This window comes from Pseudomonas graminis, assembly GCF_900111735.1.
Lineage (GTDB): Bacteria > Pseudomonadota > Gammaproteobacteria > Pseudomonadales > Pseudomonadaceae > Aquipseudomonas > Aquipseudomonas graminis.
This window is the reverse complement of record NZ_FOHW01000003.1, coordinates 205262-229934: the sequence shown is the minus strand read 5'-3', so window position 1 is coordinate 229934 and position 24673 is coordinate 205262. Positions and strand designations below refer to the sequence as shown.

General features: G+C 61.2%; 19 protein-coding genes. 11 read left to right on the top strand and 8 right to left on the bottom strand.

Translation table 11 applies throughout. The features are described 5' to 3' along the window. Position 1 precedes the first annotated feature (1 nt). Entirely contained in the window at positions 2-538 is a 537-nt protein-coding gene (locus tag BMY98_RS04395; RefSeq protein ID WP_074885206.1) for a peptidoglycan binding protein CsiV, read from the bottom strand. A gap of 9 nt (positions 539-547) precedes the next feature. Next, the gene (gene mfd / locus BMY98_RS04390; RefSeq protein ID WP_074885204.1) at positions 548-4012 is read right to left on the bottom strand and encodes a transcription-repair coupling factor; all 3465 of its coding nucleotides are present in this window, start codon (positions 4010-4012) and stop codon (positions 548-550) included. Positions 4013-4181: 169 nt separating this feature from the next. Between mfd and BMY98_RS04385 the strand changes: the two genes are divergently transcribed. Further along, on the top strand, positions 4182-5645 hold the full coding sequence (locus BMY98_RS04385; protein ID WP_074885202.1) for a glyceraldehyde-3-phosphate dehydrogenase: 1464 nt from the start codon (positions 4182-4184) through the stop codon (positions 5643-5645). A gap of 443 nt (positions 5646-6088) precedes the next feature. Here the strand turns inward: BMY98_RS04385 and tcuC are convergent, their stop codons facing one another. Beyond that, on the bottom strand, positions 6089-7381 hold the full coding sequence (tcuC, locus tag BMY98_RS04380) for an MFS transporter (protein ID WP_074885198.1): 1293 nt from the start codon (positions 7379-7381) through the stop codon (positions 6089-6091). 297 nt (positions 7382-7678) lie between these two features. Here tcuC and BMY98_RS04375 point away from each other — a divergent pair, with 297 nt between their 5' ends. Both BMY98_RS04375 and sthA read left to right on the top strand, forming a co-directional pair. Further along, positions 7679-12238 carry a dermonecrotic toxin domain-containing protein gene (locus BMY98_RS04375; protein ID WP_074885195.1) on the top strand — a complete coding sequence of 1520 codons (4560 nt, stop codon included), beginning with the start codon at positions 7679-7681 and terminating at the stop codon, positions 12236-12238. Between the two features lie 288 nt (positions 12239-12526). Beyond that, positions 12527-13921 carry a Si-specific NAD(P)(+) transhydrogenase gene (gene sthA / locus BMY98_RS04370; RefSeq protein ID WP_074885192.1) on the top strand — a complete coding sequence of 465 codons (1395 nt, stop codon included), beginning with the start codon at positions 12527-12529 and terminating at the stop codon, positions 13919-13921. 42 nt (positions 13922-13963) lie between these two features. Here the strand turns inward: sthA and BMY98_RS04365 are convergent, their stop codons facing one another. Together BMY98_RS04365 and BMY98_RS04360 are read right to left on the bottom strand one after the other, a co-directional pair. Next, positions 13964-14686: a glycerophosphodiester phosphodiesterase gene (locus tag BMY98_RS04365; RefSeq protein WP_074885189.1), complete on the bottom strand. Its 723-nt coding sequence runs from the start codon at positions 14684-14686 to the stop codon at positions 13964-13966. Positions 14687-14725: 39 nt separating this feature from the next. Further along, the gene (locus BMY98_RS04360; protein ID WP_074885365.1) at positions 14726-15319 is read right to left on the bottom strand and encodes a PilZ domain-containing protein; all 594 of its coding nucleotides are present in this window, start codon (positions 15317-15319) and stop codon (positions 14726-14728) included. A 148-nt stretch (positions 15320-15467) separates the two neighbouring features. Between BMY98_RS04360 and BMY98_RS04355 the strand changes: the two genes are divergently transcribed. The 5 genes from BMY98_RS04355 (at position 15468) to queF (ending at position 20192) form a co-directional block, all read left to right on the top strand. Then, positions 15468-16718, top strand: coding sequence for a lipoprotein-releasing ABC transporter permease subunit (locus tag BMY98_RS04355; RefSeq protein ID WP_065989603.1), 1251 nt, complete (start codon positions 15468-15470; stop codon positions 16716-16718). Between the two features lie 7 nt (positions 16719-16725). Further along, a complete protein-coding gene (gene lolD / locus BMY98_RS04350) occupies positions 16726-17409 on the top strand; it encodes a lipoprotein-releasing ABC transporter ATP-binding protein LolD (protein ID WP_167355799.1) in 684 nt (227 codons plus the stop codon). A 68-nt stretch (positions 17410-17477) separates the two neighbouring features. Continuing rightward, a complete protein-coding gene (locus BMY98_RS04345; RefSeq protein WP_074885188.1) occupies positions 17478-18722 on the top strand; it encodes a lipoprotein-releasing ABC transporter permease subunit in 1245 nt (414 codons plus the stop codon). Between the two features lie 9 nt (positions 18723-18731). Beyond that, complete coding sequence (gene copI, locus BMY98_RS04340) at positions 18732-19280, top strand: copper-resistant cuproprotein CopI (protein WP_074885184.1); 549 nt, start codon at positions 18732-18734, stop codon at positions 19278-19280. 81 nt (positions 19281-19361) lie between these two features. After that, positions 19362-20192, top strand: coding sequence for an NADPH-dependent 7-cyano-7-deazaguanine reductase QueF (queF, locus tag BMY98_RS04335; protein ID WP_074885181.1), 831 nt, complete (start codon positions 19362-19364; stop codon positions 20190-20192). Positions 20193-20388: 196 nt separating this feature from the next. Here the strand turns inward: queF and BMY98_RS04330 are convergent, their stop codons facing one another. Both BMY98_RS04330 and pcrP read right to left on the bottom strand, forming a co-directional pair. After that, entirely contained in the window at positions 20389-20652 is a 264-nt protein-coding gene (locus BMY98_RS04330) for a DUF4404 family protein (RefSeq protein ID WP_074885178.1), read from the bottom strand. Between the two features lie 110 nt (positions 20653-20762). Beyond that, positions 20763-21398, bottom strand: a complete 636-nt coding sequence (gene pcrP / locus BMY98_RS04325; RefSeq protein ID WP_074885175.1) for an HAD superfamily inactivated hydrolase PcrP — start codon at positions 21396-21398, stop codon at positions 20763-20765. Positions 21399-21599: 201 nt separating this feature from the next. On the opposite strand from pcrP, the gene BMY98_RS04320 reads away from it, so the two are divergent. Continuing rightward, positions 21600-22301, top strand: coding sequence for an MlaA family lipoprotein (locus BMY98_RS04320; protein ID WP_074885172.1), 702 nt, complete (start codon positions 21600-21602; stop codon positions 22299-22301). Between the two features lie 97 nt (positions 22302-22398). Here BMY98_RS04320 and BMY98_RS04315 read toward each other — a convergent pair whose 3' ends face one another. Beyond that, positions 22399-22698, bottom strand: a complete 300-nt coding sequence (locus BMY98_RS04315) for a PilZ domain-containing protein (RefSeq protein WP_074885169.1) — start codon at positions 22696-22698, stop codon at positions 22399-22401. 265 nt (positions 22699-22963) lie between these two features. Between BMY98_RS04315 and rssB the strand changes: the two genes are divergently transcribed. Further along, positions 22964-24145 (top strand): two-component system response regulator RssB, encoded by a 1182-nt coding sequence (rssB, locus tag BMY98_RS04310; RefSeq protein ID WP_074885166.1) that lies wholly within the window; start codon positions 22964-22966, stop codon positions 24143-24145. After that, positions 24145-24627, top strand: coding sequence for an anti-sigma factor antagonist RssC (rssC, locus tag BMY98_RS04305; RefSeq protein ID WP_074885163.1), 483 nt, complete (start codon positions 24145-24147; stop codon positions 24625-24627). Before rssB ends, rssC begins: the two co-directional genes overlap by 1 nt. Positions 24628-24673 lie beyond the last annotated feature (46 nt).

The following is a 24673-nucleotide window of genomic DNA, read 5'->3' as shown; positions in this document are numbered from 1 at the left end:
GTCAACGGGGTGGCTGGACGGGAGAAACCTTGATCAGCATGGCGAGGCTTCCGTTGTCCATGTAAGTAAGTTCTCCGTTTCTGACCCGGGTCGCCTGACGCATTCGCTCGCTGGTCACCAGCACGCCGTGGCTGTCCAGCTGGTTGACCCAGAAGTTCGCGTCGATGTCGGTAAAGCGCGCCAGCCCCAGGCTCACCGTGCCCTCGATGGGGAAGTGGCCGAACTGCTCCTGGCCGTCACTGATCGCCACCTTGCTCGGTGTGGCGCTGAGGTCCTGTTGCCAGGCTTTGTGCAGCAGCACTTTATAGCCGTCGCCTGATTCGAGCTTGTTCGCCAGACCGTCCAGCGCTGTCGGCGTCTGGCTGTCCGCGCCCAGCTGTTGCGCCCCGGCGGCCCAGTCTTCCGGAGCGGGTTGATTGGTCGCCGCCGGCTCGCCGTTCTGGCGGAAAAGGATCAGTTCCACCTGATAGGCGCCATCGGCGAAGGCCGCTGGCGCGAACAGCACCAGCAGCAGGGTGAAGGAGCGGATCAAACCCATGGTGAATCCTTAAGCCGATTTTTTGGAAGGCGGTGGGGTCAAGCGCTCGAACAGCGCCTCCAGCGTGGCGAAGCGTTCCTCGGGGCGCTCCATCGGCACCATGAATTTGAACAGCGTGGCGCCTTCGAACTTGTAGCGTTTGGGCTGGCTCTGGATCAGCTTGATCAGCGTCAGCGGGTCAACCGGAGTCTCCGCCGCGAATTCGATGCGTCCACCCTGGGGGCCGGCGTCGACTTTCTTGATGCCCAGTTGCTCGGCCTTCAGCTTCAGCGAAGTCAGGCGCACCAGATTCTTGGTGGGCTCGGGCAACAGACCGAAGCGATCGATCATTTCGACCTGCAGGTCCTTCAGACCCTCTTCGTCGGCGGCGTTGGCAATGCGCTTGTACAGAATCAGGCGCGTATGAACGTCCGGCAGATAGGCTTCCGGAATCAGCCCCGGCACCCGCAGATTCACCTCGGGACCGCCACCCAGCGGCTGGTCGAGGTTAGGCTGCTCGCCCTTGCGGATCGACTTCACCGCGCGTTCGAGCATTTCCATGTACAGGGTGAAACCCACCGCCTGGATCTGCCCGCTCTGGCCATCGCCGAGCAGCTCGCCGGCGCCACGGATTTCGAGGTCATTGGTGGCGAGCACGAAGCCCGCACCGAGGTCTTGGGTGTTGGCGATCGCCTCCAGACGCTTCTCGGCATCGGGGGTAATCTGCTTGCGTGGCGGCGTCAGCAGGTAGGCGTAGGCCTGGTGGTGACTGCGCCCGACCCGGCCGCGCAACTGGTGCAGCTGGGCCAGACCGAATTTGTCGGCGCGCTCGATGATGATGGTGTTGGCGCTCGGCACGTCGATGCCGGTCTCGATGATGGTCGAGGCGATCAGCACGTTGAAGCGCTTGTGGTAGAAGTCGCTCATCACCTGTTCGAGATCACGTTCGTGCATCTGTCCGTGGCCGATGCCGATGCGCGCTTCCGGCACCAGTTCGGCCAGGTCCGCCGCGCATTTCTCGATGGTCTTCACATCGTTGTGCAGGTAGTACACCTGACCGCCGCGCAGCAATTCACGCAGCAACGCCTCTTTGACCGTCGGCTTGTTCTGCTCCATGACGAAGGTGCGTACCGACAGACGACGGGCTGGCGGCGTGGCGATGATCGACAAGTCACGCATGCCCGCCACGGCCATGTTCAGGGTCCGCGGGATCGGCGTCGCGGTGAGGGTCAGGATGTCGACCTCGCTGCGCAGGGCCTTGAGCTGTTCCTTCTGACGCACACCGAAGCGGTGCTCTTCGTCGATGATCACCAGCCCCAGGTTTTTGACCTTGACGTCGTCCTGCAGCAACTTGTGGGTGCCGATGACGATGTCGATCTTGCCCTCGGCCAGATCGGCCACGGCGGCGTTGATCTCTTTTGCCGATTTGAAGCGGCTCATCACCTCAACCGTCACCGGCCAGTCAGCGAAGCGGTCGCGGAAACTGTTGTAGTGCTGCTGAGCGAGGAGGGTGGTCGGCACCAGAATCGCCACTTGGCGACCGCCGTGTACAGCGATGAATGCCGCGCGCATGGCCACTTCGGTCTTGCCGAAACCGACGTCGCCACAGACCAGACGGTCCATGGGCTTGGGCGCGAGCATGTCGGCGCGCACGGCTTCGATGGTGGTCTGCTGGTCCGGGGTTTCTTCGAACGGGAAGCCGGCGCTGAAGGTGTCGTAGTCCAGTTTCGGATCGGCGAAGGCATACCCTTCGCGGGCCGCGCGGCGGGCATAGATGTCGAGCAGCTCGGCGGCCACATCGCGCACCTGTTCGGCAGCCTTGCGCTTGGCTTTCTGCCAGGCTTCGGAACCCAGACGGTGCAGAGGCGCGAGCTCGTCATCGCTGCCAGTGTAGCGGGCGATCAGGTGCAGGTTGGCCACTGGCACGTAGAGCTTGGCCTCTTCGGCGTAGGCCAGCATGAGGAACTCGGCGACCTGATTCTCGACTTCCAGCGTTGCCAGCCCGAGATAACGGCCGACACCGTGATCGATGTGCACCACCGGCGCGCCTTCACGCAGCTCGGCCAGGTTCTTGATCACCGCGTCGCTGGCGTGGCTGTCGGCGCGCTTGTCGCGGCGACGACGCTGCATGACCCGCTGACCGAACAGCGGGCTTTCCGCCACCAGCGCCAACGCCGGATCTTCCAGCACCAGGCCTTCATCCAGCGGCGCGATGGTGATCGCCAGGCGCTCCTTGCTGTCGACGAACTCTTGCCAGCTGTCCAGGGTTTTCGGGCGCAGCTTCAGGCGTTCGAGCAGTTCCAGCAGCACTTCGCGGCGACCGGCCGACTCAGCAGTAAACAGCACGCGTCCGGGAAACTCGCCGAGGAACTTCGACAGCGCCGCCAGCGGCTGGCTCGCTTTGGATTCGATGGCCAGATCCGGCAGCACCTGCGCCGGGAACCGCTCACGGCCAACGCCGCTTTCGACGTCGTCCTGGCTGGCAACCACGCGGGGCCAGTTCTTCAGGCGGGCGAAACAGTCGTCGACCGGCAGGAACAGCTCGGCCGGTGGCAGCAGCGGGCGCTCCGGGTCGACACGGCGTTCTTCGTAGCGGTTACGCACGTCCTTCCAGAACGTCTCGGCCGCCGCTTCGATCCCTGGCATCGAGAACACCTGGGTGTCCTGGGGCAGGTAGTCGAACAGCGTTGAGGTTTCTTCGAAGAACAACGGAATGTAGTACTCGATCCCGGCCGGCGTGATGCCGCTGTTCAAGTCCTGGAAAATCGGGCTGCGGCGGAAGTCGACGTCGAAGCGTTCGCGGAAGCGCGCCTTGAAGCGCGTCACCGCTTCCTTCTGCAGCGGGAATTCCTTCGCCGGCAACAGACGCACCGAATCGACCTTGTCGATGGAGCGCTGGGTTTCCGGCTCGAAGGTGCGCAGGGTTTCGATCTCGTCATCGAACAGGTCGATGCGGTAAGGCAGTTTGCTGCCCATCGGGAACAGGTCGATCAGCGCGCCACGGACGGTGAACTCGCCATGCTCATACACCGTGTCGACATAGCGATAGCCGCTGGCTTCAAGGCGGGTGCGCATGGCGTCGACATCGAGCTTCTGGCCGACGTCGAGCACCAGGCTGCTGCCCAGCAGGAAACTGGTCGGCGCCAAGCGGTGCAGGGCGGTGGTGATCGGCACCACCAGCACGCCGTGCACCAGCTCCGGCAGCCGGTAAAGGCTGGCAATGCGTTGGGAGATGATGTCCTGATGGGGCGAGAACAGATCGTAGGGCAGGGTTTCCCAATCGGGGAAATGCAAGACCGGGAGATCAGGGGCAAAAAACTTCAGTTCCTGTTCCAGTCGCTCGGCGCTCTGGCTGTCTGCGGTAAGCAGCAGGGTGAAGCGTTTCGCGGCGCTGGCAGCCTCGGCGATGGCGAGACTCAGGGCGGCACCGGGGAGGTTACCCCAATGTTGTTTGCCTGCTGCAGCAGGCAGAATCGGAAGGCGCAGAACGGGCACGGAAGTTAAAGCTCCAGGCGTTGCGGCAAAGCCGGGGAGTGTAACTAATCCGCAGAGACGCTGTCAGTTTTGTGCGCCGGAAATTATGTAGTGCTCCAGGTCGTGAAAAGTCTGGATTGCTCATAAACAAAGGCCTGTGCATAATGTAGTCCCTTTTTTCAGCCCCTACATGTGGAAGGTTCCCGTGACTCAGAAGCCCGACCAGTGTCTTGGTGAATGGATCGATCGTGAAGCCCTCGCCGAGGCGATGATCCCGCTTATCGGTCAGCTCTACCGCAATAATAATGTGGTGAGTTCGATCTATGGCCGCAGCCTGATCAATCGTTCAGTCATTGCGATTCTCAAAGCACACCGCTTTGCGCGTCACCGCCAGGCTGACGCCAGCGAGTTGTCCGTACACGAGACGTTCCCCCTCGTCAAAGCCATGAGCGAGCTCAAACTGGGCGCCGCTTCGGTGGACCTGGGCAAGCTGGCCGTTAAGTTCAAGGCCGAAGGCAATGGCCGCACCGCCGAAGAGTTCGTCCGCGAAGAAATGGCCGAAGTCATCGGCCAGCAGAACTCCGGCGAGCGCAAGGGCACTGACGTCGTACTGTATGGCTTCGGTCGCATCGGTCGTCTGCTGGCGCGCATCCTGATCGAAAAAACCGGTGGCGGCGACGGCCTGCGTCTGCGCGCCATCGTGGTCCGCAAAGGCGCTGAAAACGATCTGGTCAAGCGCGCGAGCCTGCTGCGCCGTGACTCGGTCCACGGTCCTTTCGACGGCACCATCACCATTGATGAAGCCAACAACACCATTTGCGCCAACGGCAACCTGATTCAGGTGATCTACGCCAAGAACCCGGCCGAGGTGGATTACACCCAGTACGGTATCAACGACGCGCTGCTGGTCGACAACACCGGTGTGTGGCGCGATGCCGAGGGCCTGGGCCAGCACCTGCAATGCCCAGGCATCGACCGCGTGGTTCTGACCGCGCCGGGCAAGGGCAAACTGAAGAACATCGTTCACGGCATCAACCATCAGCAGATCACCGCTGATGACAAGATCATCTCGGCGGCGTCCTGCACCACCAACGCCATCGTGCCGGTGCTCAAGGCGGTCAATGACAAGTTCGGCATCGTCAATGGTCACGTTGAAACGGTTCACTCGTACACCAACGACCAGAACCTGATCGACAACTTCCACAAGGGCGATCGCCGTGGCCGCAGCGCCGCGCTGAACATGGTCATCACCGAAACCGGCGCGGCCACTGCAGCGGCGAAGGCATTGCCCGAGCTGGCCGGCAAGCTGACCGGTAACGCGATCCGCGTTCCAACGCCAAACGTGTCCATGGCCATCCTCAACCTGAACCTGGGCACCGCAACCACCCGCGAAGAGATGAACGAATACCTGCGCCACACTGCGCTGTATTCGGATCTGCACAAACAGATCGACTTCGTGAACTCTCTGGAAGTGGTCTCCACCGACTTCGTTGGCTCGCGTTACGCCGGCGTGGTGGATGCCGAAGCGACCATCGCCATGGACAACCGCGTTGTGTTGTACGTCTGGTACGACAACGAGTTCGGCTACAGCTGCCAGGTCGTTCGCGTGATGGAAGAAATGACCGGGGTCAACCCGCCAGCCTTCCCGAAGTAGGTTGAAAGCAGCGGTAAGCCGCAAGCCGCAAGCTGAACCGCGAAGCAAAAAGAAACGCCCCGACTGGTTCGGGGCGTTTTTGTTGGTCTTTCTGCCAGGCGTAAGACCTGGCAATGGGCGGTCATCCTGTGGGAGCCGGCTTGCTGGCGAGGGCGGAGTGTCATCCACTATTGCTCGCGCTGCCCCGACGCATTCGCCAGCAAGCCGGCTCCTTGTAGGTCCTGACCTGACGCGGCTTCCGGATTCAGCACCGATCACCTGTAGGAGCGCGCTTGCCCGCGATCGGGGCGTGTCAGCCGCTGGATACTTTGACTGACCCACCGCCATCGCGGGCAAGCGCGCTCCTACAGTTGGCGTCGATGCCCTGCCGAAACAAAGACGCCCCGAACCAGTCGGGGCGTCTCTGTTTTTACTTGCAGCTTGCAGCTTGCAGCTCTCTGCGATCAGCTCACCGCCGTCACGCCCTCAATCCGCGTCTGACCCTTGCGGAACAGCACCAGCGTGGCGATCAGGCCCATCACCGCAGCGCCGCTCAGCCAGATGCCCGGTGCCGCTTTGTTGTCCAGCACGTGGATCAGGTAGGTACAGGCCGCCGGCGTGAAGCCGCCGAACGTCGCGGTCGCCAGGCTATAGGCCAGGGAGAAGCCGGTAGTGCGCACTTCGACCGGCATGATTTCGGTCAGGGAAACCACCATCGCGCCGTTGTACGAACCGTACAGGAACGACAACCACAGCTCGACCATCAGCAGATTGCCGAAGCTCGGGTTGGCGGTCAGCCAGGACAGGGCAGGGTACGCCGTGATGATTGCCAGAATGGTCGCCGCCAGCAGCAGCGGTTTGCGGCCGATCCGGTCCGACAGCGCGCCCATCACTGGCAGCCAGATGAAGTTCGAAATACCGACGCAGACGGTCACCAGCAAGCTGTCCAGATCAGACAGGTGCAGCTCGTTTTTGCCGAAGGTCGGGGTGTAGGCGGTGATCAGGTAGAACGACACGGTGGTCATGACCACCAGCGCCATGCCGGCGATGACAAGGCCGAAGTTCTGACCGATCGACTTGACCACTTCGCCCAGGCTTGGGCGGTGATGCTGCGCGCGGGCTTCGAACTCGGGGGTTTCTTCAAGCGAACGGCGGATCACGAAGATCGCCGGAACGATCAGACAGCCAATCAGGAACGGCACACGCCAGCCCCATTGGCCCATGTCTTCCGGGCTCAACCAATGGTTCAGACCGACGCCCAGCAGGCCGGCGAAAACCACCGCGGCCTGTTGGCTAGCCGACTGCCAGCTGACGAAGAAACCCTTGCGGCCTGGCGTTGAAATCTCCGCCAGATACACCGAGACACCGCCCAGTTCAACGCCGGCCGAGAAGCCTTGCAGCAGGCGGCCAACCAACACCAGGATGGGTGCGGCAACGCCCAGGGTCGCGTAACCCGGCACGCAGGCAATCAGCACCGTGCCCATGGCCATCATCGCCAAGGTGATGACCAGGCCTTTTTTCCGGCCGTGATGGTCGATGTAGGCGCCGAGGAAGATTGCACCCAGCGGGCGCATAAGGAAGCCGGCCCCGAAGGTCGCCAGCGACAGCATCAACGATGCGAATTCACTGTCGGCAGGGAAGAAGGTTTTGGCGATGGCAGTGGCGTAGAAGCCATAGACCATGAAGTCAAACATTTCAAGGAAGTTGCCGCTGACAACGCGAAATATCGCCTTGCCTTTGCCCGTGTTGGAGGCCATCAGGAATTACTCACTTAAGCTGTCTAGCTGGGGGGATCCGTAGTATTTATGCGTCCTCTGCTGCGGCGCCCGCGCTTGACCCAAGGCGCAGCAGTTTTGTAACGATATGTGTAAAGCTGGCGGTTGGCAATCAGAACACCCTGCGCATTGACCACCAACTTCCCGCTGCGGCCGTGTAAAAACAATATCTATGTATCCCACCGATGGGCCCGTTCCCGATTTAACTCGCCGCAAATGCGCTCAATGCCCTAAGGGTCGTTGAGTGTTTCTCATCCAATTGCACGAGTTAACTGGCATATGCGCCTGAATATTGACCTGATCGAAGTTTTTTCCCGACGTCCAACGTTGGCCGATGTAACCCTTGCTCAACTGCGCGCCGCGCTGCAACTGCATTTCCCCGACCTTCAAATCGACCCTCGGACAGCCGTCATCACTCGCACAACCCCTGACGACGGTCAGCGCGCCGACACCCTGCTCAGAAACGTTCAGCAGGCCTTCCTGACCGGCAAGACCCCGCGCTGGACGTCAGCGGCCCACACGCTTGTACTGCACCCCGAGGTTTCGGGTGCGCCGGCCACGCCAATCGATTTCGACACACTGAACGTTCTGGTGGACACCGTCGCACTGGGGCTGGACGAGGCGTTCCAGAAAGCGCTGGTCGCCTTTTGGGGAGCGCCAGTGGCAGGCGGTCAGAGCCCTTGGGCGCGTTTGTCCGATGCGCTCAGGCAGGACTTTTCGACAGCTGTGGCGAACAGTCAGACCCTGAAGGAAGATGAGCGGGAATTTCTGCGCGGCATTGCAGGTTTTGCCGACAAGACTCAGCGCGATTTCATGCTGCACATTGACAACACCTGGCCGGATGACGTGATTCACGCCTGCATCCCCTATCGCCGGCCTGATGATTCGCTGCAGGAGGTCGGCCTGCCCGTGCTGGCGGCGACCGGTGTATGGCGCGGCGCTGAAGTGTTTTTCAGCTGGCAGTCGCCGGGCGTCATCATCAGGCATGCTTCCCTGGCTGATCTCCTGTCCAGCTTCGACAGGCCCGAATCAGCGGATGATCCTGTGGACTGGGTGCTGCGCGAGCCCGGCGAGGACATATTCGATGCATTGTCCGGCGCCGTGTTGGAGCAACAGCTGTGGGACCTGGCCGGCCTGGATCATGCTACCGCGCAGGATTTTGCCGAGATGGAACGTCGCGTGGCCGCGAGCACCGACGTCTCGACCGTCCTGCTGCCCTTGGTTCCCGGCCCGCAAAGCACGGAAAAGCTTCCGCAGTGGCTGCGCAACGCCAGTGTCGACGATCGCCTGGATTTCAGCCGCCGGATGATTGCGTTGGCCGGCGCCCAGGCGAGGTCCGGTGGCAAGACCTTCAACGAGGGCTTGCCACCGCTGCTGGACTACGCGCGCCAGCAACTGCAGCAAGCACTGCTGGCCGACCATCCAGAGGCCACTGATGTGTTGGTCGCCGATCTGGAGGTGGTGATCAGCCAGGTGATCGCTGTGGCCATACCACACGGTGGAGAAGTCGTCACCTCCGGCTCTGTCGAACCGATGCGCATGAGCGTCGCCGAATTCGCGCTGGAGAATCTTTCGGGCCAGCCGGCCGGTGCCTTGCACGTGGTGCATCGGGACGGCAAGCCAATGCCCGGGTGGTTCACTGCCGACTACCTCAGATTGCTGGTGTGCCAGGTCGACATCGGGCGCTATTACCCTGCGCTGGTGGAGCGTGTGCTGATAAGCGACACGCGAGAGTCAGCCCGGCGTCAGGCGCTTTACATCGATCAACTGCGCGCTCAATTGCCGCTTCAGGCTTTGGAGCAGAAGATTTGCAGCGCTGCGCATTTCTGCGCCACGGCGTATGGCCTCGTCGCCGCGCTCATGCTGCCCCGGCAGCAACGGCCACCGGCACTGCGTGACACCACGTTGCGCCCGCTGGGATTTCGCGCCGAAAGCGGGGCGTCGGCCGATGTCGTGACGAACATGTTCGTCATCGGTGACCAGGACCCGGCCAAGGGGCCGGTGGTGCTTTATCGACCGCTTTCACGGCAATCGCTGACCGAATTCAGCTCAATGGCGGCCTTGCGCGCCGCCCTCGTCGAACCGGGCGAACTGAGTGACGAAGTGCTGACCTGGATGACCGACCGCGCCCGTCGGGTCTATGCCAACGGCGGATTCGATCAGCCGCATATTCTGCGTTTCGGACAAGGCTCGGAGTTCGCGCCCCTGGAAACACCAGCGCCTGCGCAACTCACCGCGGACGAGGTGACCGGTGATCCGCTGGTGGCGCTTTACCAAGGCAATGCGTCAGCGTTGATCGAGCTGGCGGACAGGCAGTCGACCTCCAATGCCGAGAGCCGTTGGACGTTGCTCAAGCGTGGCGGCTGGCTGGCGCTGGACATGGTCATGCCCTTCGTTTCCGGGACGGCCGGTACCGCGCTGTGGCTGGTGCAACTGATGGCTGAGGCGCAAGCGCAGGTGTCCGCCGGCAGCGCCGCCCGCGCCAGCGATGGGGCAGTGTCCACGGCCAACATGCTGCTGACCGTAGCGATGCTGCTGTTGCACAACGTGATCGGCCGTCGTGTGCCGCCACGCCCTCGTCACGTGCCGCAGTTCGACCGGCCGAATCTGGCTGAACTCCTCGCAGTGTCGCCGACGTCGGCTCCCGAGATCGCACGCAGGGTCTCCGCTGCGCCGGAAAGACTCCCTGCGCAGCTCGAATTTTCCTGGTCGCGGCCCGATCTGAACCTGAGCATGAGGCAAAGGACCGCGCTGCAGACCTTCGAAATCGTGCCGAAGCCCGCGCTGCGTGAGCCTTCAAGCGCTCCCGGCACCCGGGGCCTCTATGAGGCGGACGGCGTCTGGTACGCGCAGGTGGAAAACGCGGTTTATCGGGTAAGCGTCGGCGACGAAGTGCTGATCATCGACCCGCAGCACGTTGACCGCCCAGGGCCTCGGCTTGTTCGGGACGGCGAGCGCTGGCGCCTGGACCTCGCCCTGCGCCTCAAGGGGGGCGGCCCGAAACGCAGCGCTCGGCAACTGGCCCTGGAAAACGCCGCCCGTCTTACGCGTGTCAATGCGCAAAAAGCCGAGCTGCTCAAGCGCCAGCATGACCTTTACACCAGGATCGTGAGTAACGACAACCGGTTCGACAGTCTGCCGATCGACCAGCATCAGGATGTTATTTCAGCACTGGAGACCGACATCCGCGAAGTGATCGATATCATTGATCGCAAGAACGAACTCGACCAGCAACTCAGGCCGGCCGACCGGACCAGCGACAAGGTCTACGCAAAAGACCTGCAAGGCATTGCGCGGCGCATTTGTCTGCTTGAGGGGGTGCTGTTGAGTGACATGCTGACCCTGGCCAAGGCAGACCTGGCGCAAATGCGTGCTTTGGCGAACCTGGTCACCGCCGACAATGTCGGGCTTTATCTGGCGCTGTTCGAGAAGTCGCTGGTGCTGCAGGAGATCGGCGTGAAATGGTCACTGGTCAGGGAAGGCCTGTGGCACAGGCTGCGGGCCGTTCCGAAAGTCGGCGAAGGCTATTGGCGCACTGAAGCGCTGGAGTTCTACAACAACCGCATGTTTGCCGTGATTGACTGGCGGGCCAGCCGTATGTGGTCGTCCCTCGAGTTGTGCTTCAAGCCCGAAACCATCATCGATGGCCATAAGGCGGTCACCTTCAAGCGCCTGCTCAACGACGACGACCTGCACGGGGCGCTGACCTCCCAGGCCGAACTGGAGAAGCCGCACGATTATCCGATCGCCGAGCAGATCTGCGTGCTGGAAAGTTCGTTGCGCGAGTACGACCGCGCGTCGATGGTTGCGCTTGCTGCTTTTGAAAGCGAGCCGGAGACCATGATCACCGAACATTTCCAGCGGTTCTTCGATGATCTGTCAGCCATTTCCGATCGCGCCGAGCACCGGCTTTCGGATCTCATTCGCGAGAGCGAGGAGCCCGCAGAGACACTGCCCGAGTATGTCCCCAGGGTGAAGCAGGCGCGCAAGCGTGTGATCAAGACCCAAGGCCAGCGCACGTTGATCGGTCGTCTTCGCGAGGGTGATGAGCCTGCACTGGGAGAGGTCGTCGAAGTCAAGGCCGCCACCGGTGACCGTGTCATCGGCGCGTATCACCAGCACGCCGAAGGCGAATGGGTCGAACTGGAGGCGCAGCGACCCAAGGCTGTCAGTCGAGACAGTATTGTGCCGCTGACCGAGCTTGTGCGGCGCTCACAGGCTCTGCTGGAACGTGTCGAACCGGACATCGCCAGTGCCATACGCCAATCGCGGCGCGCCAACGAGCCCGAGGACATGGAAGACATTCTTGGGCAAAAAGCCGACAAGCTTCGAGAGATTGCGCAGAAGCTGCAGGTCTATGGGAACGAACCCCATGCCGGCGAGAGCAGTGCTCAAGCGCCGGATGAACTGCTCGCGGAACTGCGGGCGGGGGAGGCCCGGCTCCGTGAGCAAGGCCGTCAACTGCGCATCGAGATGATTAAGCGTCAACCGCCGACGGCCAGTCGCATTAGCTATCTGGACCGGCAGCGAGAGGTGAACATCTCCCGTTATGACGGACGGAAAAACATGTCGGGCGCCCGCCGTAACGATTTCGTCCAGGAATATGCGATTCGCGACAAGGACGACCGCCTGTTGTGGTGGGCGCATTTTCACTACGCCAGCGAGGACGCCGCCGCCGATGCGTTCACCGCGGCACATCTGAAGCTTCCCGAGCAGCGTCTGTTGGGTTACCGGGCTCTGCTCAAGGCTGCCAGGGACAACAAAGAAGTGGTGAGCATTTATCGCAGCACCATTGGCAAAGAGCTGGCGCAGCGCTTGTTCCTGCATCTGGCTGAGTAAATTTCTGGAGCTGTTGCGCAAGGCAGATGCCCGGGCGGTGCGATTTTTTTGGATTCGTCACCCAAGGGATTTATCATCCGCAGCAATTGCGCAGCCGAGTCAGGTTTCCAGCACTCGACCTGCGGCGTTGCAGTCAAATCTGCCGAGGGGCGCGACCAAGGGTTAATGGTCGTTTCCCTTCGATGAGACTAGACTGCGCCGCGAGTTTCGATCCTTCATGCTGCCCGCGGCGGCATGATTCAGCCGGAGGCACCAGAGTGGTGCCTCGGCCAGTTCTGAGGAGTACGCATGGCTGTCTACAACTATGACGTGGTGGTGTTGGGTTCGGGCCCGGCGGGTGAAGGCGCGGCGATGAACGCCGCCAAGGCCGGGCGCAAGGTGGCAATGGTCGACAGCCGTCGGCAGGTCGGCGGCAACTGCACCCACTTGGGCACGATCCCGTCGAAGGCCCTGCGTCACTCGGTCAAACAGATCATCCAGTTCAACACCAACCCGATGTTCCGCGCCATTGGCGAGCCGCGCTGGTTTTCGTTTCCGGACGTTTTGAAGAACGCCGAGAGGGTCATCAACAAGCAAGTGGCGTCGCGCACCGGGTATTACGCGCGCAATCGTGTCGACGTATTCTTCGGCACCGGCAGCTTTGCCGATGAGCGCAGCATTGATGTGGTGTGCAACACCGGAATCGTGGAGAAACTGGTCGCCAACCAGATCATCATCGCCACCGGCTCGCGGCCTTATCGCCCGGCCGATATCGACTTTTCCCACAAGCGCATCTATGACAGCGACACCATCCTCAGCCTCGGTCACACCCCGCGCAAACTGATCATTTATGGCGCCGGGGTTATCGGCTGCGAATACGCGTCGATTTTCAGCGGCCTGGGGGTCGAGATCGAACTGATCGACAACCGTGACCAGTTGCTGAGCTTCCTTGACTCGGAAATCTCGCGGGGCCTGAGCTATCACTTCAGCAACAACAACGTGATGGTTCGCCACAACGAGGAATACGAGCGTGTTGAAGGGCTGGACAACGGTGTGATCCTGCACCTCAAGTCCGGCAAGAAGGTCAAGGCGGACGCCTTGCTGTGGTGTAACGGCCGTACCGGCAACACCGACAAGCTGGGTCTGGAGAACGTCGGCATCAAGGCCAACGGTCGCGGGCAGATCGATGTCGATGAAGCCTACCGCACCAGCCAGCCGAACATTTATGGCGCCGGCGACGTGATCGGCTGGCCGAGTCTGGCGAGCGCGGCTTATGACCAGGGTCGTTCGGCGTCGGGCAGCGCGGTCGACAACGGCGCATGGCGCTTCGTCAACGACGTGCCGACCGGGATCTACACCATCCCCGAGATCAGCTCGATCGGTCAGAACGAGCATGACCTGACCATCGCAAAAGTACCGTACGAAGTGGGCAAGGCGTTCTTCAAGAGCATGGCCCGTGCGCAGATTTCCAACGAGCCGGTCGGCATGCTGAAAATCCTGTTCCACCGGGAAACCCTGCAAATCCTTGGCGTGCACTGCTTCGGCGACCAGGCATCGGAGATCGTGCACATCGGTCAGGCGATCATGAATCAGCCGGGCGAGGCGAACACCCTCAAGTACTTCGTCAACACCACGTTCAACTACCCGACCATGGCCGAGGCCTATCGGGTAGCCGCATACGACGGCCTCAACCGGCTTTTTTGAGCGGCTCCGGCCGGTGGCCTGAGCCGGCCGGGGAGACCGATTTCAGTACTTCCCAAGGGTGGCGCTGGCCAAACCGGGAAAGTCTGTAATCAGGCTGTCAACGCCGAAGTCAGCGAGCCTGCGCATGAGCGCGGGCTCATTGACCGTCCAGACCGACACATGCAGGCCCTGATTCTGGGCTTTCTTCAGGCGCTCTGGCGTGCACAGCGTCCAGTTCAGCGCGAGTATCTCGCAGCCATACCCTTGAGCCACTTTCAGCGGGTCAAGCCAGGCGTATTCGGCCACCAGACCGCGTGAAATGTCCGGCGTCAGCTCCAGGGCTGCACGCAGCACTTCCCGAGAGCTCGACGTGATCGTCACTTTATCCAGCAGTCCGTGGCGCTGCGCCATTTCGCGGATGGCCAGCACGGTCGTCGCCGCGCGGGTGCGTGACGCGCTTTTGACTTCAAGCTGCCAGTGATCGAAGGGGCATTTTTCAAACAGCTCTTCCAGGCGAGGAATAGGGCAGGGCTGCACCCAACCAGGGCCGCCCTTGCGCGCGTCGTAAGTCACCAGGTCGGCGGCATCGTGTTCGACGACCTTGCCGCGACGGTCGGTGGTGCGTTTGAGCGTCGGGTCGTGGATCACCATCAGCTCGCCGTCGCGGGACAGATGCAGATCCAGTTCGCAGCGTTTGACGCCGTGTTTGAAACATTCCTGAAAGCTGGTCAGGGTGTTTTCCGGTGCTTCGCCCTTGGCGCCGCGGTGGCCGTAAATAATGGTCACAATCACTCCTTGGTACGCATAGCGCTGGATAAGTCGGGCTCAGTTCTGATTTACATCGGGATCGGTCTGCTCGCGGGCCAGGCGTCGCTGCGCGGCTTGTCGTTGCAGGATGTGTCGGGCAAGCAGTTGGCGTTGAGCGTCGGTAAGGTCGATCCACTCCATGCCCACGTCAAAGTCACCGACCGTCAATGCATGGCATTGCGTGACCCGGGCGCGCAGCAGCATCCCTGAAGCCTGGGGCATCAGCACCATTTTCACCGACAACAGGGTGCCGGGCGGGAAGGGTTGAGGGGTCTCGAATTGCAGGCCGCCCTCGGACATGATCACGCGCTGCGGGGCGCCCAGCCTGCCCAACGCAGTGTGCGCAACCACTTGGCCGAGCAGGTCGATGCGCTTGCTCATGGCCCGCAGGAAGCTGTTGGTGGTGCGGTCGCGATCATCCAGCTGGCGCAGTAGGTGCTGGGATTCGAACTCGGCGACGTGCAATTCGCTCAGCAGATCGAAGAGCGTTGAAGTGTCGTGATGGCCAGGATCATCTCCCGTGCCGGGGCCGGCGATGCGGTTAATTTCCAGTGCGACGCTGTCCTCGATACGGTAGTATTCGCGGCGTTCTTCTTCATCTAGTGTCGGCATGGCGAACCCATGGTAGCGGCGGTTGTCAGAGTGATTGCTCAAAATCATAGCTCAGCTTTGCGAGCATGATTCGGCTGTGATTCGAGTGTAAAGCCGCTTGCCCAGGCCCGCCACAAGGACGTTCCCATTCCTCCGAACAAGCCCCTAAATGTTCAGACCTCTTTTTGTATTCATCGGCACGCGCTACACCCGTGCAAAACGTCGTAATCATTTTGTCTCCTTCATTTCCCTGACGTCGATGATCGGGCTCGCCCTGGGCGTGGTCGTGATGATCGTCGTGCTTTCGGTCATGAATGGCTTCGACCATGAGATGCGCACCCGCGTGCTGGGCATGGTGCCCCACGCCACCATCGAGTCCGGCGAGCCGATCAATGACTGGCAGGCCTTGGCCGCCCGCGTCAAACAGAACAAACAGGTCGAAGCCGTTGCGCCATTCACCCAGATGCAAGGCCTGCTGACCAACAACGGCAACGTGCAGAAGATCCTGCTCAACGCCATCGACCCGGCGCAGGAGCGCAAGGTCTCGATCATCGACGGCTTCATGAAGCAGGGCAGCCTCGACGATCTGGTCGCGGGTGGTTTCGGCGTGGTGATCGGCGACAAGGCCGCGACCAAGCTCGGTGTCGGCATGGGCGACAAAGTCACTTTCGTGTCCCCTGAAGTCACCGTGACCCCGGCCGGCATGTTCCCTCGCATGAAGCGCTTCACCGTGGTCGGCATCTTTCACGTCGGCGCCGGCGAGTTGGACGGCTACCTGGGCGTCACCAACCTGCAGGATCTGGCGCGGCTGCACCGCTGGAAGCCTGACCAGGTGCAGGGCTTGCGCCTGAAGTTCACCGATCTGTTCAAAGCGCCGCGCACGGCGTACGACATCGCCCAGAATCTCGGCGAGCATCAGTATTACTCCCGCGACTGGACCCGCACCCACGGCAACCTGTATCAGGCGATCGGCATGGAGAAATCCATCATCGGCCTGCTGCTGTTGCTGATTGTGGCGGTCGCGGCGTTCAACATCATTTCCACGCTGGTCATGGTGGTCAACGACAAGCGCGGTGACATCGCGATTCTGCGCACGCTGGGCGCGACGCCGGGCCAGATCATGGCCATCTTCATGGTCCAGGGCACGGTCATCGGTGTGGTCGGAACACTGATCGGCGCCGGTGTCGGGATTCTCGCGGCGCTCAACGTCAGTTCGGCGATTTCCGCACTGGAAGGCCTGATCGGTCACAAGTTTCTCAATGCGGATGTCTACTTCATCGACTATCTGCCTTCGCAATTGATGGCCCAGGACGTGCTGCTGGTATGCGGCGCGGCGCTGGTCCTGAGTTTCCTCGCCACCCTGTATCCAGCCTGGCGTGCTGCGCGCACCCAGCCGGCGGAGGCGCTACGTTATGAGTGAGTCGGGCATGAGTGATAAAGCTGTACTGAGCTGCCGCAACCTGGGCAAATCCTACGAGGAAGGTCCGGAATCGGTCGTCGTCCTGTCGGGCCTGCAACTGGAGTTGCACCCGGGCGAGCGCGTGGCGATCGTCGGCAGTTCGGGGTCGGGCAAAAGTACCTTGCTCAACTTGCTCGGCGGCCTCGACACGCCCACCGAAGGCAGTGTCTGGCTGGCGGGCGAAGAGCTTTCGGCGCTGAACGAGAAAGCCCGCGGCCTGCTGCGCAATCGTGCCCTGGGCTTCGTCTATCAGTTCCACCACTTGCTGGCCGAGTTCACCGCGCTGGAAAACGTCTGCATGCCGCTGCTGATCGGCAAGACGCCGATTCCGGAAGCGCGTCAGCGTGCAACCGCGCTGCTGGAGCGGGTGGGGCTCAAGCATCGACTGGCGCACAAGCCGTCGGAGTTGTCCGGCGGCGAACGTCAACGGGTGGCCATTGCCCGCGCGTTGGTCAACCAGCCGGGGCTGGTGATGCTCGACGAGCCCACCGGCAACCTCGATTCGCATACCGCACAAGGCATTCAGGACCTGATGCTGGAACTCAGCACGTCGTCGCGCACCGCGTTTCTGGTGGTGACCCACGACATGACGCTGGCCCGGCAGATGGACCGCGTGTGGCGTCTTGAAGAAGGCCGTCTGGTCGAAGCCTGACCCGCACAACCGATGTCTTCCGGGCATCGGCTTTTTACTTTCAGCTGCTTAGTTACGGTGCTCCACGAATGTTCAGACCGTTATCCATCTTTATCGGTACGCGCTACACGCGGGCCAAGCGTCGCAACCACTTCATCTCGTTCATTTCCATGACCTCGATGATCGGGCTGGCGCTGGGTGTGCTGGCGATGATCGTGGTGCTGTCCGTGATGAACGGTTTCCAGCAGGAAATGAGTTCGCGGATCCTCGGCATGGTCCCCCACGCGGTGATCTCCGGTGTGAAGCCCCTGGACGACTGGCAGCCGGCTGCCAAAGCATCGTTAAAGGATCCGCAAGTGACGGCCGCTGTGCCGTTCACTGAAATGGACGGCATGCTGTCGTACAAGGGCTCGATGCAGCCGATTCAAATCAACGGCGTCGACCCGGCACTGGAATCCAAGGTCTCCATCGTCACCCAGCACATCGTGCAGGGCCGGTTGCAGGATTTGAAAGCGGGCGAGTTTGGTGTGGTGATCGGCGAGATCACGGCCCGGCGCTTTCGTCTGAACGTCGGCGACAAACTGACGCTGATCGTCCCGGAAATCAGCAGCGCCCCAGGTGGCATTACTCCGCGCTTGCAGCGTTTGACGGTGGTGGGCGTGTTCAAGGTCGGCGCTGAACTGGACGGTTCCATGGCGCTGGTCAACGTCGCGGATGCCGCGGTTATCCAGCGCTGGCAGCCTAATCAGGTACAAGGCGTGCGTCTGGCGCTTACGGACCTGTATGCCGCGCCGCAGGTGTCAACGGCGATTGCCGCAGGGCTCGGTGCGGATTACAAGGCCGATGACTGGACCCACAGCCAGGGCAGCCTGTTCAGCGCCATGAAGATGGAAAAGACCATGATCGGTCTGCTGTTGCTGATGATCGTCGCTGTGGCGGCCTTCAACATCATCGCCACGCTGATCATGGTGGTGAACGACAAGGGCGCCGACATCGCCATCCTGCGCACCATTGGCGCCACCCCTGGGCAGATCATGTCCATTTTCATGGTGCAGGGCACCGTCATCGGCATCGTCGGCACTGTCATCGGCGGTGTGCTGGGTGTGATCGCCGCGATCAACGTCAGCCAGATCGTCGGCTGGGTCGAGCGGGTGACGGGCCAGCACATCTTCACCTCGGATGTTTACTTCATCAGCAATCTCCCGTCGAAACTCGAGGGCAGTGATGTGGCGCTGATCTGCAGTGCCGGGTTCATCCTCAGCTTTCTGGCAACGATCTACCCGGCCTACCGCGCCGCGCAGATCCAGCCGGCCCACGCCTTGCGCTACGAGTAGGAGAGGCCGATGTCGCCCCGTCATTTCGCTGGTGCCCTGCTGCTGGGTGCAAGCCTCTCGGCCCAAGGGTCACCCGGCGAGCATTTCGCGTTCGGTCACCCGGCCGATGCCGCACAGGCAACGCGGACGGTTGAAGTGACGCTGGGTGATATCTACTTCGAGCCAAAATCGCTGGACGTGAAAAAGGGCGAAACCGTGCGGTTCGTGCTGGCCAACAAGGGCCGGTTGCTGCATGAGTTCAACCTCGGTGATGCGGCGATGCATGCGGCGCACCAGCAGGAAATGCTGAAAATGACGGCCAGCGGCATGCTCACCCCGACTGGCATGAAGCACGATATGGCCGGCATGGATCACGGGATGGCCCACGGCGGGGAGCAAGCCACGGAGCATGGCGCCGGGGGCATGAAGCACGACGATCCCAACAGCGTGCTGGTGGAACCGGGTAAAACCGCCGAACTGACCTGGACGTTCGCTGACGCCACTGGCCTTGAGTTCGCTTGCAATATTCCCGGGCATTACCAGGCGGGCATGGTCGGCAAGGTGGCGATCAGTCAGTAAACGCTGAAAACCCGGGCTGAACCCGATAAACTTCGCGGCCTTGGTTTTTAACAGCCGCTTTTTTCAGGTTCAGGTCCCGCCATGCATCCCGCAGCCGAACACTCGCCGCTGGGCAAGTCCAGCGAATACATCGCTACGTACACCCCGTCTCTGCTATTCCCGATTCCACGCGCTGCCAAGTGGGCGGAACTGGGTCTGACCGCCGAGACGCTGCCTTACCAGGGTGTCGATTTCTGGAATTGTTATGAGCTGTCGTGGCTGCTGCCGTCGGGCAAGCCCGTGGTGGCCATCGGTGAGTTCAGCATTCCGGCGGACTCGGCCAATATCATCGAATCCAAATCGTTCAAGCTCTACCTGAACTCGCTCAATCAGACCGCGTTTGCGTCTGAGGCCGAGCTGATTGCCACGCTGGAGAAAGACCTGTCGACCGCTGCGGGCAAGGCGGTTGGGGTGCGCATTCGCAGCCTGAGGGACATCGAGGCCGAAGGTATCGTCGCGGTACCGGGCGTGTGCGTGGATGACCTCGACGTGAGCATTTCAAGCTACGACCGCCCTCAACCCGAACTGCTGCGCTGCGATGAGTCGCGAGTGGTGGACGATGCGCTGCACAGCCATCTGCTCAAATCCAACTGCCCGGTGACCAGCCAGCCGGACTGGGGCAGCGTAGCGGTGGAGTACCGTGGCGCGGCGCTGGATCACGCAAGTTTTCTGGCGTACATCGTCAGCTTCCGCCAGCATTCGGATTTCCACGAGCAGTGCGTGGAACGCATTTTCATGGACCTGCAGCGTTTGCTGAAGCCGGAGAAACTGACGGTGTATGCGCGCTACGTGCGCCGCGGCGGGCTGGACATTAATCCGTACCGCAGCACGGAAACACTGACGCTTGAGAACGGGCGTCTCGCACGGCAGTGAAGCAAGGATGCCCCATGTGCAGGAGCCGGCTTGCTGGCGAACGCGGCGGGTCTGAAACGAAGATGTCGACTGACCCACCACATTCGCGGGCAAGCGCGCTCCTACAGTGGCTCTCGGCAACACAGGCAATCTTCAGCGCACACAAAATCTGCAGGAGCCGGCCTGCTTCAATGAGGTGGGCCAGCGGACGCCTGAATCAGATCCCCATGCTGCCGAGCGTTACCAGCACATTGCGCAGGGTGCCGGCGATGGTGGGGTGGTCGACTTCAAATCGCTCGACGGCCAGATTGACGCCGTCGGAAATGCTCGGGTCCTGGGACACCGTCTCGAGTTCGATCTGCGCCTGGATCTGCTCCATGACCTCGGTCAGATTCCCGCGCTCCTCCAGAGTCAGCTGTGGATTCTGCTCAAGTTGCTCGCGCAACGTGTTGAGTTGTAGTTGCAAGTCACTGACGGACATGGGGTCTTCCTTAATGTGATGGGTCTCACGATGGACCGCAATGCGCAAGCAAAGGTCCTGACCGCCTTAGACTAATCCACTCCAGCCCGTTGTGCATGACGCCCGTCACATCAAGGCTTTTCCGACTTCTGCCGGCGTAGCGCGATATCCGCCAGACACGACTCAAGCTCGCCCAAGTGATCGATGACTGAATGTGCGCCGGCCGCATACAGCTCGAGGGTGGCTCGGCCCCGACGGCGCTCGCGATCCAGATCGCTCAACGCCTCCCATTGTTCGGGTGACAAGCCGCACAGCGGCCCACAGGACGCCAGCCCGACCGTCCACAGCCCGGCATTCATTCCGGCCATGAGCAGGCGCGGATCGCCGCTGACCAGCACGCAGCCGTCCAGTTGATTAACGCCAAGGGTCATCAGCGCCTGCCAGCACGCATCGGGTGCAGGCCAGCGGTTGGTCGGCGTGGGCGTGGGCAAAATCAGGGTGTTCAGTGGCGCAGACAGCTGATCGGTGATGGAGGAGGGGTATTCATCGATCCAGGCGCAAGGGATGCCGTGCTGCTTGAGATGCTTCAGTGCGTTGATCGCGCCGGGAGCCAGTGCTGCAAAGGGTTGAGCATCCTGGGAACGGAGAGACTTGCCGTCGCTGGCAAGCAGTGTGCGCGTCTGGGCGCCGAAGTCGACGAGGCATCCGCTGAGTCCGAACAATACAGCGGTGAACGACGGAGCAGCGACGGCAACCGGGGCGAGCATGGCATTCCCTCTCAAAGCCGTTGACGCTAAGGGATTGCCATGACAAATCGATGACCGAACGATGACAGTGATCCGGGATGTTTATTGCCCTACAAAACACCGACCATTTCGGCGACGTAAATAGTCACAGAAGTCTTTATACTCTCGCCTTTGGTTTGGGGCGTAGCGCCCGCTTCATTACTTTGACTGGGAGTCTCAGCTATGCCCGAGAACGGTGCTGGCTTTATCAATCGTCTGGTTCGAACGTGCGTGTGGGCCAGCCTGGCCGTGGCGCCGATGGCTGCAAACGCCGCGGAAGAAGATCCGTGGGAAGGCGTCAATCGTGCAATTTTCCGTTTCAACGACACCGTCGACACCTACGCGCTGAAACCCATCGCTCAGGGCTATGAGTTCATCACGCCGCAGTTTCTTGAAGACGGCATCCACAACATGTTCAAAAACGTTGGCGAAGTGACCAACTTTGCCAACGACGTGCTTCAGGCCAAGCCCGCAGCGGCCGGCGTCGACACCGCTCGCCTGATCTTCAACACCACGTTCGGCCTGCTCGGCTTCTTCGACGTCGGCACCAAAATGGGCCTGCAACGCAACGACGAAGACTTCGGTCAGACCCTTGGTCACTGGGGCGTTGCCAGCGGTCCGTTCGTGATGCTGCCCTTGTTCGGTCCTAGCACCGTGCGTGACGCATTCGCCAAATACCCTGACACCTACACCCAGCCGTGGCGCTACATCGACCACGTGCCGACGCGCAACACCGCGCTGGGCGTGAGCCTGGTCGATACCCGCGCCAGCCTGCTGTCGGCTGAAAAGCTGATCAATGGCGACAAGTACATCTTCATCCGCAACGCTTACTTGCAGAACCGCGAGTTCAAGGTCAAAGACGGCAAAGTTGTCGACGATTTCTGATCCATCCGGTCTGCAAAACGATGCTAAAAAGGCGACCAGATGGTCGCCTTTTTATTTTCACTCTTTTTCGAAAATGTGACGGAGTTCCGCGCTGCCGTCACTTCATTGCCAGGATTGTCAGGCCCAGTTTCTGCTCGCCGCCGTCCATGTCCGCAATCCAGACCACCTCGGTATCGGCCTCCAGGCCCTTGAGCGCAGCGTGCTCGGAATCGATGGTCACGCTGATCTTGTCGCCCACCTGAAACGAGCGGGGCGCCTGTATTTGCATGCCGGAGCTGGATAAATCCACGCAGACCGCCGGGATAATCTGGCCGGCGTAGATCAGGCTGATGTCCGCATCCACACGCATGCGGATGTAATCCCGTTTTTCTTCGTAATCGCGATCGAGCTGGCCCATGTCACATCCTTTGATTTGATTGCTGATTTAACGGTTCTTATAACTCCGGGTGATTTGCGATGTAAAGACGCCGCTCGGCAGCCGGGCCATGCTTGAAACGCCAGGCGGATGGGAGTACCGTCTGCGCCTTGAAGGGCAGCTCTGTCATGTGAAGCGTTTGACCAAAAGTCCGCTACCTGAGCCAGAGAGGCTAGAAGCGAATCCAGTACGCGGGCTGACTGCAACCAGCCGCCTACGCCAACCTAATCTGGCGCCGTTTGCCCACATGCAAAAAACCAGTGCCACGCTGCTGATCATCGATGACGACGAAGTAGTGCGCGCGAGTCTCGCGGCCTATTTGGAAGACAGTGGGTTCAGCGTTCTGCAAGCCGGTAATGGCCTGCAGGGTCTCCAGACTTTCGAGCAGGAAAAGCCCGATCTGCTGATCTGCGATCTGCGCATGCCGCAGGTGGGCGGTCTCGAGCTGATTCGTCAGGTCACCAGCCTTGCGCCGGAAACGCCGGTCATCGTGGTGTCCGGCGCAGGCGTGATGAGCGATGCCGTCGAAGCACTGCGCCTTGGCGCGGCCGATTACCTGATCAAACCCCTCGAAGACCTCGCCGTGCTTGAGCACTCGGTCCGACGTGCGCTGGATCGGGCACGCCTCCTCCACGAAAACCAGGAGTACCGACAGAAGCTGGAGACCGCCAACCGCGAACTCGAGGCCAGCCTGCACTTGCTGCAGGAAGACCAGGACGCGGGCCGTCAGGTGCAGATGAACATGCTGCCCACCAGCCCCTGGGCGATCGACGCGTTCGAATTCGAACATGAGATCATCCCGTCCCTGTACCTGTCGGGCGATTTCGTTGATTATTTCCGGGTGGATGAGCGCCGTGTTGCGTTCTATCTGGCGGACGTGTCCGGCCACGGTGCATCGTCTGCGTTCATCACCGTGCTGTTGAAATTCATGACCACGCGCCTGCTGTTCGAATCCAAGCGCGGCGGCAGTTTGCCGGAATTCAAGCCGTCCGACGTGCTGGGCCACATCAATCGCGGGCTCATCAGCTGCAAGCTGGGCAAGCACGTGACGATGGTGGGCGGTGTGATCGACGAGGAAACCGGGCAGTTGACCTACAGCGTCGGCGGCCATTTGCCGCTGCCGGTGTTCTACACCCCGAGTGACACGCATTACCTTGAGGGCCGTGGTCTGCCCGTCGGGCTGTTCAATGAAGCGACTTACACGGATCACGTCATCGATCTGCCTGAGTCCTTTAGTCTGACGCTGCTGTCCGACGGCATTCTGGACCTTCTGCCAGGTGATACACTCAAAGAGAAAGAAGCCAACTTGCCCGAACTGGTCAAGGCGGCGGGGGGCAGCCTGGATGGTCTGCGCCAGACGTTTGGATTGGCCACGCTAGGGGAGATGCCGGATGATATCGCCTTGTTAGTGTTGAGCAGGAACCTTTAATGAGTACCGGTAGAATCCAGTTCGCCGAGCAAGACGGCACATTCGTCCTCAAGTTTGTGGGTGAAGTGCGTCTGACGCTGTGCTCGGCGTTGGATGCGACAATTGAACGGATCTTCACCTCGATGAATTTCTCGACGGTGGTCATCGATCTGACCGAAACCCGCAGCATCGACAGCACCACCCTCGGTCTGCTGGCCAAGCTGTCGATCCTCTCGCGCCAGAAGGCCGGGTTGTTGCCGACGGTCGTCACTACCCACGAAGACATCACGCGGCTGTTGCAGTCCATGGGCTTCGATCAGGTGTTCAACATCGTCGGTCGGCCGATTCCCCGGCCTGAAGCCCTGAGCGACCTGCCGAGCCAGGATCAGTGCGAAGAGGTGGTCAAGGCCAAGGTGCTTGAGGCCCACAAGATCCTGATGGGCTTGAACGACTCGAACCGCGAAGCCTTCCGTGATTTGGTCAATGCGCTCGAACACCAGTAGACCATGACCAACACCTGTAACACGCCCCGGTCCTGAACCGAGGCAT